Below are 12,318 nucleotides of genomic sequence, written 5' to 3'. Positions count from 1 at the left end.
TTTTGTCCCCACCACCCCCTCCACCCCGTCTCCCGCCGGTGTTCCGATCCACCCCGGTTCCGCGCCTGCCAACGGTCCGGTGGCGGCCGCCGCCGGACCATTGCCGGGCCAGGCGTCACCGGTCCAGGCTCCAACCGTGCAGGCTGCAACTGCCCCGGCAGGGTCCACCGCGACAGCAGCACCCCAGGAACCGGCCGCCCCCGCGGGACCGGCGCCCGCGCAGCAGCCGCCGGTCCCGGGCCTGCCGGTGTCCGCCGCGCCGGTGCAGGCTCCGGCCACCGCCTCCGCGGCAGCCGGGGCCGGGGCCACTGCCTCGGCCGTCCCGGTCCCGCCGCCGGCCGCCCTCGCCGCCCAGCTGTCCCGGCCGGTTTCCGCCCTGGCGGGCCGGGCTCCGGGCGATCACGTGATGGTCCTCAGGGTCACCCCCGAGGACCTGGGCCCGGTGACGGTCCGCGCGCTCATCGGCGCGGACAGCAGCGTCCGGCTCGAGCTGTTCGCCCCGACCGATGCGGGCCGGGAGGCCCTGAAGTCGGTGCTGGCGGACCTCAAGCGGGACCTGTCCGGATCCGGGCTGAACGCCAGCCTCGACCTGTCCTCCCGGAACCAGCCCGGCGGGCCGGGCGCGGAGGACCCACGGCGAGGTCCCGGCCACCAGCACCACCAGCCCGGCCGGTCCGCACCGGGCCGGGCCCAGGATGACACCCCGCAGCCCGACCGCCTCCGCCTTTCCGACGACCTGCCCTCACTCGACGTGATGGCCTGAGAAATGGAGATCCAGTGCCCATCGACCCCATAACAGCGCCCCCGCCGGGCGGGATGTACACCACGCAGCCGCCGCGCGCGCCGCAGCAGAAGATGGACAGCAACGTCTTCATGACCCTGCTCGTCACGCAGCTGCAGCACCAGGACCCCGGCTCCCCCATGGACACCAACGCCATGATCGGCCAGACGACGCAGCTGGCCATGATGGAAAGACTCACCGAACTCTCCGCCCAGGGCGAGGAGTCCTTCGGGCTGCAGATGCGCGCCGCGGCCGCTGCCCTCATCGGCAAGAAGGTCAATTACACCAAGGACGACGGCACGGTGGTCACGGGCACCGCGGCCTCGGTGTCCTTCGAAGGCGCCGTGCCCCGCGTGAAGGTCGGCGACGCGACGGTCCCCCTCGACAAGATTTCCGGCATCGCCTCCTAGCACCACCCACCAGAACTCCACCCCTTTCGGAAGGAAGCACAATGCTCCGCTCACTCTTCTCCGGCATCTCCGGTATGCGCTCCCACCAGACCATGCTCGATGTCACCGGCAACAACATCGCCAACGTCAACACCAACGGGTTCAAGTCCTCCTCCGTGCAGTTCCAGGACACCCTCTCGCAGCTGCAGCAGGCAGCCGGCGGCGGGGACGACAACCGCGGCGGCACCAATCCCGCGCAGGTCGGCCTGGGCGTGCAGGTCGCAGGGATCTCGACGAACTTCGCGCAGGGCTCGGCGCGGGCCACCGGCAAGGCGACCGACCTGATGATCTCCGGGGACGGCTTCTTCGTCCTCAACTCCGGCGGCCAGCAGGTGTACAGCCGGGCCGGCTCCTTCGACGCCGACTTCGACGAGCGCGGGCGCCTCGTCACCCCCGACGGCGCCTTCCTGCAGGGCTGGCCGGCCGTCAACGGCGTAGTGCAGAAGGGCGGCGCCGTCAGCAACATCGTGCTGGGCCAGAACACCGCACCGGCCGTCGCGACCCGCAGCGCCACCATCGACGGGAACCTTCCGGCCGAAACCGCCGTCGGGTCCTCGCTGGTGCGCGACGTCAAGGTCTACGACGCCTCGGGCAACGTCCGCACCCTGTCCCTGACCTTCACCCGGACCGCCGGCGGCTGGGACGTCAACGGGGCCGACGGTGCCGCCACGGGCACCACCGCCCTGACCTTCACCGACGGGAAGCTGACCGGAGGCGGCGCGCTGGCCGTCGGCGGCGTCAACGTCGACCTGACGGGCGTGACCGGCTTCGCGGGCCTGAGCACGGTGAAGGTCTCCGCCCAGGACGGCCGCGCCGCCGGCACCCTTGAGTCCTTCGCCCTGGGCAAGGACGGAAGCATCACCGGGGCGTTCAGCAACGGCAGCCGGATCGTCATCGGCCAGATCGCCCTCGCCACCTTCACCAACCCCGGCGGCCTCGAGAAGGCCGGCGGCTCCACCTTCCGCGTCACCGCCAACTCCGGCAACCCGACCCTGGGCACCGCCGGCTCACCCGGATTCGGCACGCTTGCCAGCGGCTTCCTGGAGATGTCGAATGTGGACCTGTCGCAGGAGTTCACGAACCTCATCGTGGCCCAGCGCGGTTTCCAGTCCAACGCCCGGGTCATCACCACCTCCGACGAGGTCCTGCAGGAGCTGACGAACCTCAAGCGGTAGTCATCGCATCCGCGGGCAGGTCCCTTCCCGGCGGCAGCGCACACCGAAACTGCAGCTCACCACCCTTCGGGGCCGGGAAAACGTGGTGAGCTGCAGTTTCGGCGAAGAGCAGGGCACGCAGGACACTCCAGAGACTTCGCACCGGCCCCGGCGCCTAACGAACCGGCCGCGGCCGCCGACTGTAACAAAGGAGCAGCCCGTCCGGGCCGCCGACACGAGAACGCGGAAACGGAACCCATGATCGTCCTGACCCGGCTGAACGGCACCGACCGGTTCGGCATCAACCCCGATCTCGTGGAGCGCATCCATGCCAGCCCCGACACCACGCTGGTGATGGTCAACGGGATGCGCCACATCGTCACCGAGTCCCTGGACGAAGTGATCACGCTCATCGTCGAGTTCCGCGCACGGGTCCTCACCTACGCCCACCGCCTCCCCGGCACAGACGCCGGCGACGCCGCAGCAAACGCCGCAGGAAACGCCACCGGACCGGCACCCGGCCCCGGGACGCGCCCGGACGGCGGGCGGGAGCCGACGCACCTCAGCATTGTCCACCCGCACGACGTCCTGCCCGGTCCCGCCGGCCAGCGCCCCAGAAAGTAGCGCCATGGATCCCGCAACCCTGATCGGTCTCCTCCTCGCGTTCGGTTCCCTTTACGCCATGATCTTCATGGAGGGCGCCCACGTGAGCTCCCTGCTGCTGCCCGCCCCGATGATCCTCGTGCTCGGCGCCACCATCGCCATCGGCATCGCCAGCTCGACGATCAAGGACGTCATCCAGGCGGTGAAGTCCCTGCCCAAGGCGTTCCGCGGCAGGACCGACTCCCCCCAGGACAGCGTCGACCAGATCATCCGCTTCGCGGAGAAGGCCCGCGCCGACGGGCTGCTGGCCCTCGAGGCCGAGGCCGCGGAGACCGACGACCCGTTCATGAAGAACGGGCTGCAGAACATCGCCGACGGCACCGACGGCGAGGACCTGCGGATCCTGCTCGAGGACGAGATCAGCACCCGCCGGAAGGCGAACCACGCGGTGTCCAAGTTCTTCAACAGCCTGGGCGGGTACGCCCCGACGGTCGGGATCGTGGGCACCGTCGTGTCGCTGACCCACGTCCTGGAGAACCTCTCCAACCCCGAGGAGCTCGGGCACATGATCGCCGCCGCGTTCGTGGCCACCCTGTGGGGCCTGCTCTCGGCGAACTTCATCTGGCTGCCGATCGGGGCCCGCCTCGCCCGGCTGTCCGAACTCGAGCTCGAACAGATGAACCTCCAGATGGAGGGGCTGCTCGCCGTGCAGGAGGGGGCCCAGCCCATCCTGCTGGGCGAACGGCTCACCGCCATGATCCCCGCCCACAAGCGGGGCGTAAAGCGGAAGGAAACACCTCCCACAGCTTCGGACCTTGAGGCAGCCGCGTGAGCCGCAGGGGCCCGCGCCGCGGCTACCGCGCCAGCCAGCTCGAGGAGTTCCACGCCGACGAACGCTGGGCCGTGTCCTACGCCGACATGGTCACGGTGCTCATGTGCCTGTTCATCGTCCTGTTCGCCATGTCCTCGGTGGACGTGGCGAAGTTCGAGAAGCTCAAGAACTCCCTCGCCACCGGATTCGGCGTGGAGAACGTGGGCAAGGTCGACACCGCCGAGGGCATCGTCCTGCCGCCCGAACTCGCCGAGGAGGAGGGCGAGGACCTCACGGACCTCGAACTCGCCATCCAGGAGGTGGACGATCTCGAGGCCATCAAGGAGCGCATCACCGCGGCCCTGACGAAGGAGGGCCTCGAGGACACGGTCCGCTTCACCCTCGACGAACGCGGCCTCACCGTGCGCATGGTCAGCTCGGAAACCTTCTTCAACCCCGACCGGGCGGAACTGACCCAGGCCGCCCAGTCCGTGCTCGACGCGACGGCGCCGGAACTGCTGACGACGACGCGGCAGGTCACCGTGGAGGGCCACACCGCCAAGCTCCCCGACGACCGCTACGTGCTGGACTGGGAACTGTCGACGGCGCGGGCGGTCAACGTCGTGCGGCACCTTGTCGAACAGGGCGGGGTGGAAAACACCCGGATGCAGGCCAGCGGCTACGGCGAGTCCCGGCCCTTGAACGAGGGCCGGACCGAGGCGGACCTGAAACTGAACCGCCGCGTCGACATCGTCGTGCTCTCCGACCAGCCGGACAGCGTCCGGTCCCTGATTCCGGAGGTCGTCGGGCAGCGCCCGTCCTGACACCGGCTCCCGCCCGCGGAGCGGCGGGAGTCCCTCCACGGGCGCCTTCCGGAGTGCGCGCCCGGGGCCGCGGGTGCGGCCGGGGCCCACGCCCTCGACGAGTCGCCGGCAACGGCTTACGGGACGGGCCAAGCCGCCGATAGTGATAGACGTGACCCCCACCAACCACCAGGACGCCCTCCTGTCCGAGCCCGCCCGGCCGGTCGAGGTGTACGACTTCAGCCGGCCGACGACGCTCGCCCGTGAACACAGCCGCGCCCTCGAAGTGGCCTTCGAGACCTTCGCCCGGCAGTGGGGCACCCAGCTGACGGCCAAGGTGCGCGTGAAGGCGCAGGTCACCACCCACCAGGTCCTGATGCAGACCTACGACGAATACGCGGCGTCCCTGCCCGCGACGACGGCGATGGTGCTGTGCCGGCTCGAGGACTACGAGCCGCAGGCGGTCATCCAGTTCCCGACCTCCTCGGCCCTGGCCTGGGTGGGCCGCATGCTCGGCGGCAACGGGAGCCAGCCGGCTCCGGGCCGGAAGTTCACCCAGATCGAACAGGCCCTCGTGAAGCGGCTCATGGAGGACGCCCTCGAGGACCTGCGGTATTCCTTCGGCTCCCTGCTGCCCATGCCGCTGAGCTTCAACTCCATCCAGTACAACGCCCAGTTCGCCCAGGCCGCGGCGCCGTCGGACCTGATGGTGGTCGCCAACTTCACCCTCCGGGTCGGAGAGAACACCGCCGAGGGGACCGTGGCGCTGCCCGCCGAAACCGTGCTGCCGCAGCTCGGTGCGACCAACCCGACCACCTCCGCGGAGAACGCCGCGGACCTGCTGCGCCAGCAGATGGCGTGGGTCCCCGTGGAGGTCTCGGTGGGCCTGCTGCCCGTGGCCGTGCGGCCCGAGGCCATCCTGCGCCTCGCGGTCGGAGACCTGATCCCCCTGAACCATCCCGAACGGCGGCCCCTCGAGGTCCGCATCGCCGGACAGCGCATCGCCCGGGCCGGCCTGGGCCGGAACGGCGCCCGCCTGGCGGCCCAGATTGTCGAAACCGAGGAGAACCCCGCATGACCATTTCCGCCACCCTCAACGACTCCGCAGCCGAGGCGCTGGTCGGGCTGCTTCCCTCCGCGGCCCCGGTGACCGCGGTTCCCGCCCTCGACCGCACCGCCGCGGCCGCCCGCGCCGCGGGCGCGGTGACCGCCGCCTACGTCGGGACCCGCTCGGCGGACCTCGCCGTCGTCCTTGAGGGCACCGGCTCCCTCGTCGCCGCCGCCGGCACCGACACCCCGCTGGTCTCCTTCAAGGACGTCCTGCGACCCGCCCTCGAGGCGGCGGCCGCGGTGCTCGGTGGAGGGGTGCTCGGCGAGGCCCGGATCGAGGATGCGTCGGCCCTGTTCGCCGACCCGGAGACGACGGTGTTCGAACTCACCGCCGCGGGCGGTACGGCGGGCTGGTTCGCCATCCGGGTCCGCGAATATGGCACCCTCAATCCCACCCCGGTCTCCGGGGATTCGGTGGCCGACAAGCTCGGCCGCATCAACAACGTCGAGATGGCCCTGACCGTCGAGATCGGGCGGACCCGCATGTCCGTCCGGGACGTGCTGAACCTCGAGCCCGGCGGAGTGGTGGAGCTGGACCGGTCCGCCGGTGCCCCCGCCGATGTCCTGCTCAACGGGCGGCTGATCGCCCACGGCGAGGTCGTCGTCGTGGACCAGGACTTCGCCGTGCGCATCACGAAGATCCTCGATGTCGCGGAGGGCGTTAACTGACGATGGATTCGCTCATCCTCATCCTGAGGGTGCTGCTCGCCCTGGGCGCCGTGCTGGCGGTCCTGGTGCTTGCGCACCGGTACGCCCGGCGTACGGCCGGTCCCGGGACCGGTGAGAAGCTGCTGAAGGTCCTCGCCCGGCAGGGCGTCGGCTCGAAGGCCGCCGTCGTCGTCGTCGAAACCGGAGGCCAGCGCCTCCTGCTCGGCGTCACCGAGCAGTCGGTCACGCTGCTGTCCACCTCCGACGCCCCCGCGCCGCAGACCGCCGAACCCGGCGCCGAGGCGTTCTCGCGCGTGCTGCACCAGGCCACCGCCGGCAAGCACCGCTCCGCCGCGCCCACCGGCCCGGTCCTCTCACCGGCGGCACTGAAGCAGGTCCTCACCCTCGGCCTCGGCGGGCCGAAGGGGTGAGGTGCTCCCCGCCGCGCCGCGCCGGTCTCCGATCCGCCCTCGCGCTGCTGGGTTTCGCGGCGGCCGTGCTCCTGCTGCTCCTGCAGCCCGCTGCGGCCTCCGCCGTCCAGTTTCCCCCGCCGCAGCCCCCCGTCCCCGCCCCGGTGGTGCCCGCCCCGCCGGCCCCCGAAACGCCGGCACCGGCCGCACCGGATCCGCTGAACCCCACCGCCCCGGTGGAGCCGGCACCTCCCGCGCCACCCACCGATCCCTCGGCGCCCGACGGCGACGGCTCGGTGGTCATCAACGGACCCAACGGCACCCCGTCCTCGGCCGTCGTGACCCTGCTCGGGATCACGCTGCTCACCGTCGCGCCGTCCCTGCTGCTGATGATGAGTTCGTTCACCAAAATCTTCGTGGTGCTGGTGATGACGCGCAACGCCCTGTCGCTGCCCTCGATTCCGCCGAACCAGGTCATCGCCGGCCTTGCCCTGTTCCTCTCGTTCTTCATCATGGGCCCGGTCCTGGGGGACATCAACACCGGTGCGGTGCAGCCCTACCTCGAGGGCGACTTTACCTTCCAGGAGGCCTACACCAAGGCCGCCGGCCCCATCCAGCAGTGGATGCTGCAGTTCACCCGCGAGGAGGACATCGCCCTGATGACGCGGGCGGCGGGCCTTGAGAACCCGGCCACCCCCGAGGACGTACCGCTGACCACCCTGATTCCGGCGTTCATGATCTCCGAGCTGCGGGCCGCGTTCATCATCGGCTTCGTCATCTTCATCCCGTTCCTGGTCATCGACCTCGTCGTCTCCTCGGCGCTGATGTCGATGGGCATGATGATGCTGCCGCCGGTGATGATCTCCCTGCCGTTCAAGATCCTCCTGTTCATCCTCGTCGACGGCTGGGGCCTGATCGTCACCGCCCTGATCCGAAGCTACGGCTGACCCATGGATACCAACGCCGTCCTGGACATCGGCCTGCAGGGCCTCTGGATTTCCGCCAAGCTCGCCGCCCCGGTGCTGATCACCGCGCTCGCCGTGGGCTTCGGCATTTCGCTGCTGCAGTCGATCACCCAGATCCAGGAAGTCACCCTGTCCTTCGTGCCCAAGGCCGCGGCGGTGGGCGTGGTCCTGCTGATCTCGGGCCACTGGATGATCGCCGAGATGGTGTCCTTCACCCACGCCCTGTTCGACAAGATCCCCTCGCTGCTCGAGGGGGGCTGAGTGGAACTCGCCCTGAACCTCGGCTGGCTCGAGCCGGTGATGCTCGCCGGGGTGCGCATGGTGTCCTTCCTGGTCATCGCCCCGCCGTTCTCCTACAACGCGTTCCCTGCGCGGATCAAGGTGATGCTGGCCCTCGGGCTGGCCCTCGCGGTCTCCCCCGCCATCACCCCCGGCTACACCGAACGGGACACCGCGGCGTTCTTCGGGGCGCTCGTGCTCGAGATCGGCGCCGGGGTGCTCATGGGCTTCCTCGTGTACCTGGTCTTCGCGGCCATCCAGTCCGCCGGCGGCCTGATCGACCTGATGAGCGGCTTCCAGATGGCCCAGGCCTTCGACCCGCAGTCGCTGATCAACGGCGCCCAGTTCACCCGCCTGTTCCAGATGACCGCGCTGGCCCTGATGTTCTCCTCCGACGCCTACCAGCTGATCCTCGGCGGGCTCATCCGCAGCTTCACCGCCATCCCGCTCGGCGGCGGGGTGTTCCTCGCCGATCCGGTCGAGGCGATCATCGACGCGGCCACCGGGATGTTCCTGTCCGCCGTGCAGATCGCCGGCCCGCTGCTTGTCGTGTTCTTCCTGGCCGACGTCGGACTGGGGCTGCTCAACCGGGTCGCCCCGGCCCTGAACGCCTTCGCCCTCGGCTTTCCGCTGAAGATCCTGATGGCCCTGACGCTGGGCTCGGTCGTGATGCTCGCCCTGCCGCGGGTGGTGTCGGCGCTCACCCAGGAGGCCCTGACGCTGCTGGGGGGTGTGGGGTAGATGGCCGACGATTCCTCCCAGGAGCGGACCGAGCAGGCCACCGAGAAGCGGATGAAGGAGGTCCGCGACAAGGGGCAGCTGTCCAAGTCCTCCGACCTCACCGCCTGGCTGGGCATCGGCGCGGCCGCGGTGATGCTGCCCTCGACCATTTCCCGGGGCGCCGACGCGGCGGCGGACCAGCTCTTCAGCGTGCGCACCATCGCGGCGGCACCCGAACCGGGGATCGCCCTGGCCGTGCTCGGCGAGGGGCTGGCCTCGATCGCCGGCACGCTGCTTCCGATGCTCCTCGCCGTCGTCGGAGCGGTCCTCGCCGGAGCGGCCGGGCAGGGCGGGATCCAGTTCAAGAAGTTCCGGGGCAAGTTCGAGCAGTTCAACCTGGTCACCGGGGTGAAGAACACCTTCGGGATGCAGGCCCTGTGGAACGGGGCGAAGGCCCTGCTCAAGACGGCGGTCCTCGGAGCGGTGCTGTACTGGGTGGTCCAGGGGCTCATGCCCACGCTGATGAGCGCCGGCGGCATGTCGGTGGCCGCCCTGCTCTCGGCCACCGGCGGCGGCGTCGCCGCGCTGCTGCGGTTCGCCATCCTGGCCGGGGTGGTGCTGGCCCTCGCCGACGTCTTCGTGGTGGGCCGGCGCAACCGGAAGAAGACCCGGATGACCCGCAAGGAGGTCAAGGACGAGAACAAGAGCACCGACGGCGACCCCCTGATCAAGTCCCAGCGGCGCGCCCGGCAGATGGCCCTGTCCCGGAACCGCATGATCGCCGCCGTCGGCGGCGCCGACGTCGTCCTGGTCAACCCCACCCACGTGGCCGTCGCCCTCAAGTACGAGGCAGGGGTCTCGGCGCCCCGGGTCGTGGCCAAGGGCGCCGGCCCGGTGGCCCTGAAGATCCGTGAAAAGGCCGAACAGGAGAAGGTCCCCCTGGTGCAGGACATCCCCCTGGCCAGGGCCCTGCATGGGGCCTGCGAACTGGGCCAGGAGATCCCGTCCGAGTTCTATGCCGCCGTCGCCGGCGTCCTCGCGTTCGTCCTGCGGCTGAAACGCCGCGGGAGCGCCGCCGGCGTGCACCGGGCCTTCCGGAAGGGGTCCTTCCTTGACTGAGCCCCGCACCGCCATCCTCCCCCGAGTTCCCCACCGAAGGACAGCCCCATGAACCTGAAGCTCGCCCGCCTCGCGGTGCCGATCGGCGTGGTCGGCATCATCATGCTGCTCATCGTGCCGGTCCCGGCCGGACTGCTCGACTTCCTGATCGCCGCGAACATCCTGCTGGCGCTGGTGGTGCTGCTGACCTCGATGTTCGTCAAGAAGCCGCTGGACTTCTCGGTGTTCCCCTCCCTGCTGCTGGTCGCCACGCTGTTCCGCCTCGGACTGAACGTCGCCTCGACCCGCCTGATCCTCGGCGAGGCCCACGCCGGGAAGATCATCGAGGCGTTCGGGCAGGTCACCGTGGGCGGAAACATCATCATCGGCAGCGTGATCTTCCTGATCCTCGTCGTCATCCAGTTCCTCGTCGTCACCAAGGGCGCCGAACGCGTCGCGGAGGTCGGTGCCCGCTTCACCCTCGATGCGATGCCCGGCAAGCAGATGGCGATCGACGCCGACCTCAACGCCGGCCTCGTCACCGACGAGGAGGCGAAGGAGCGCCGGGCCGAGGTCTCCGCGGAGGCCGACTTCTACGGCGCGATGGACGGCGCCTCGAAGTTCGTGAAGGGCGACGCGATCGCCGGCATCGTGATCCTCATCATCAACCTCGTCGGCGGGGTGGCCATCGGCATGGCCATGCACGGCATGCCCGCCGGGGAGGCGCTGCGCACCTACGCGATCCTCACCATCGGCGACGGACTGGTGACCCAGATCCCGGCGCTGCTGATGGCCGTGGCGACCGGCATGATCGTCACCCGCTCCAACGCCGAAGCCGACATGGGCACCACCGCCTCCACCCAGGTCGCCCAGTCGCGCAACGCGCTGATGATCGCCGGGACCGCCGCGGTGGCGCTGGCCCTGATCCCCGGGATGCCGAAACTTCCGTTCCTGCTCATCGCCGCGGCGCTGATCTTCGCCTCGCGGAAAATCAAGGCCACCGAGACCGCCACCGCCGCCGCCGCCCAGCGCGAGGCCACGGCCGCCGCCGAGCCGGCGCCGGAGTCCCCCGAGGACCTCATCCGCAAACTCCGCGTCCAGCCCCTCGAGATCCTGCTCGCGGCGGACCTCGTCGATACCGTCACCGGGGCCTCGGATGACCTCCTCGCCCGCGTGCGCAGCCTGCGGCAGAAGATCGGCATGGACCTCGGCTTCGTCCTGCCCCCGGTCAACGCCCGCGACAGCATCGACCTGCCGCCGGGAACCTACGCCATCCGCATCGGCGGGGTGGAGGCCGGACGCGGGGAGGCGCCGGCGGGCAAGGTGCTCGCCCTGGGCGATGCCCTCGACGCCCTGCCCGGGACCGCCACCATGGAGCCGGTGTTCGGGCTGCCGGGCAAGTGGGTGCCGGCCGCCATGGCGCACAGCGCCCAGATGACCGGGGCCACCGTCATCGACCGCGTCTCGGTGCTCATCACCCACCTCTCCTCGATCGTCACCGAGAACGCGGCGCGCCTGCTGACCCGCGAGGATGTGCGGCTCCTGACCGAAAGCGTCAAGGAGGCGAGCCCGTCGGCCGTTGACGAGCTCATCCCCGGGCTGCTCTCGCTCGCCGAGGTCCAGCGGGTGCTTCAGGGCCTGCTGGAGGAGCATGTGCCCATCAACGACCTGCCGCGCATCTTCGAGGCGCTCACCCTGCGGGCCAAGGTCTCCGCGGACCCCGAGGGGCTCATCGAGGCCGCCCGCCGCGCCCTGGGCCCGGCCCTTGCGGTGCGCCACCTCAGCGGCGGCCAGCTGAGCGTGGTGATGATCGAGCCCGCGCTTGAGCAGTCGATGCTTGAGGGCCTGCGCCCGGCCGAGGGCGGCAGCCAGATCCTCCTGGACGCCAACCGCATCGAGGCGATCCTGGCCTCCCTCCACGCCACGGTGTCCGCGGCCGGGCACCAGGGGCACGAACCCGTCCTGGTGTGCGCACCGCTGATCCGCCCCGCGGTCCGCAGGCTCGTCTCCGCCCGGGTGGGGGGACTGCCGGTATTGTCCTACCAGGAGGCCCAGGCGGCCAACGTGCCCATCGAGACGATAGGAGTGGTCCGTGGCGCTGAACCGGTTTCACCTTAGCGGCCCGTCGATCGAGGGACTGCGGCAGCAGGTCCGGGCCGAATACGGCCCCGAGGCCGTCATCGTGCGCGCCGAGGCGGTCACCGTGGGCGGCCTCGGCGGGTTCCTGGCCCGGCACCACTACGAGGTGACGGTGGAACTGCCCGACGCCGCCGCCCCCTCGACCGACCCGCTTCCGGTGGTCAAGCGCACCGGAATCGCCGCCCTGCTGGCGGAGGCCGACACCGCCGAGGCGGCGCTCAATGCGGCCCCGGTATCGACCGAGTCCGGTGAGTTCACCTCCTTCCTGAAGGACCTCGAATCGGCGGTCGACCCCGCCGCGGGGGGGGGGGGGGTGGGCCCCCCGACGCCACACCCCTGGGGAGAAGG

15 protein-coding genes are annotated in these 12,318 nt (G+C 70.6%); all 15 read left to right on the top strand.

The genetic code is table 11. The features are described 5' to 3' along the window. The first annotated feature begins 136 nt into the window (after window positions 1-136). Entirely contained in the window at window positions 137-763 is a 627-nt protein-coding gene (locus ACX80W_RS16240; RefSeq protein WP_459285114.1) for a flagellar hook-length control protein FliK, read from the top strand. A 14-nt stretch (window positions 764-777) separates the two neighbouring features. Continuing rightward, window positions 778-1,191 (top strand): flagellar hook assembly protein FlgD, encoded by a 414-nt coding sequence (locus ACX80W_RS16235; RefSeq protein WP_459285112.1) that lies wholly within the window; start codon window positions 778-780, stop codon window positions 1,189-1,191. Window positions 1,192-1,232: 41 nt separating this feature from the next. Then, window positions 1,233-2,405 (top strand): flagellar hook protein FlgE, encoded by a 1,173-nt coding sequence (locus tag ACX80W_RS16230; protein WP_459285110.1) that lies wholly within the window; start codon window positions 1,233-1,235, stop codon window positions 2,403-2,405. 237 nt (window positions 2,406-2,642) lie between these two features. Continuing rightward, the gene (locus tag ACX80W_RS16225; protein ID WP_459285109.1) at window positions 2,643-3,008 is read left to right on the top strand and encodes a flagellar FlbD family protein; all 366 of its coding nucleotides are present in this window, start codon (window positions 2,643-2,645) and stop codon (window positions 3,006-3,008) included. 4 nt (window positions 3,009-3,012) lie between these two features. Then, window positions 3,013-3,819, top strand: coding sequence for a motility protein A (locus ACX80W_RS16220; RefSeq protein WP_459285107.1), 807 nt, complete (start codon window positions 3,013-3,015; stop codon window positions 3,817-3,819). Then, window positions 3,816-4,622, top strand: coding sequence for an OmpA/MotB family protein (locus ACX80W_RS16215; protein WP_459285106.1), 807 nt, complete (start codon window positions 3,816-3,818; stop codon window positions 4,620-4,622). The genes ACX80W_RS16220 and ACX80W_RS16215 overlap by 4 nt, the downstream gene beginning before the upstream one ends. Window positions 4,623-4,773: 151 nt before the next feature. Then, window positions 4,774-5,679 carry a flagellar motor switch protein FliM gene (locus ACX80W_RS16210; RefSeq protein WP_459285104.1) on the top strand — a complete coding sequence of 302 codons (906 nt, stop codon included), beginning with the start codon at window positions 4,774-4,776 and terminating at the stop codon, window positions 5,677-5,679. Continuing rightward, entirely contained in the window at window positions 5,676-6,380 is a 705-nt protein-coding gene (fliN, locus tag ACX80W_RS16205) for a flagellar motor switch protein FliN (protein ID WP_459285102.1), read from the top strand. The genes ACX80W_RS16210 and fliN overlap by 4 nt, the downstream gene beginning before the upstream one ends. Before the next feature lie 2 nt (window positions 6,381-6,382). Further along, window positions 6,383-6,790 carry a FliO/MopB family protein gene (locus ACX80W_RS16200; protein ID WP_459285100.1) on the top strand — a complete coding sequence of 136 codons (408 nt, stop codon included), beginning with the start codon at window positions 6,383-6,385 and terminating at the stop codon, window positions 6,788-6,790. A 197-nt stretch (window positions 6,791-6,987) separates the two neighbouring features. Beyond that, on the top strand, window positions 6,988-7,716 hold the full coding sequence (gene fliP / locus ACX80W_RS16195; RefSeq protein ID WP_459285116.1) for a flagellar type III secretion system pore protein FliP: 729 nt from the start codon (window positions 6,988-6,990) through the stop codon (window positions 7,714-7,716). Between the two features lie 3 nt (window positions 7,717-7,719). After that, entirely contained in the window at window positions 7,720-7,995 is a 276-nt protein-coding gene (gene fliQ, locus ACX80W_RS16190; protein ID WP_459285098.1) for a flagellar biosynthesis protein FliQ, read from the top strand. Continuing rightward, complete coding sequence (locus tag ACX80W_RS16185) at window positions 7,996-8,754, top strand: flagellar biosynthetic protein FliR (RefSeq protein WP_459285096.1); 759 nt, start codon at window positions 7,996-7,998, stop codon at window positions 8,752-8,754. Next, on the top strand, window positions 8,755-9,852 hold the full coding sequence (locus tag ACX80W_RS16180) for an EscU/YscU/HrcU family type III secretion system export apparatus switch protein (RefSeq protein WP_459285094.1): 1,098 nt from the start codon (window positions 8,755-8,757) through the stop codon (window positions 9,850-9,852). A 48-nt stretch (window positions 9,853-9,900) separates the two neighbouring features. Further along, entirely contained in the window at window positions 9,901-11,949 is a 2,049-nt protein-coding gene (locus ACX80W_RS16175) for a flagellar biosynthesis protein FlhA (protein ID WP_459285092.1), read from the top strand. After that, window positions 11,924-12,318 (top strand): hypothetical protein (locus ACX80W_RS16170; protein WP_459285090.1); only part of this gene is annotated, 395 nt, incomplete at its 3' end. The genes ACX80W_RS16175 and ACX80W_RS16170, both read left to right, overlap by 26 nt.

Source organism: Arthrobacter melezitosi, assembly GCF_054511055.1.
This window is presented reverse-complemented; position numbering and strand designations above follow the sequence as displayed.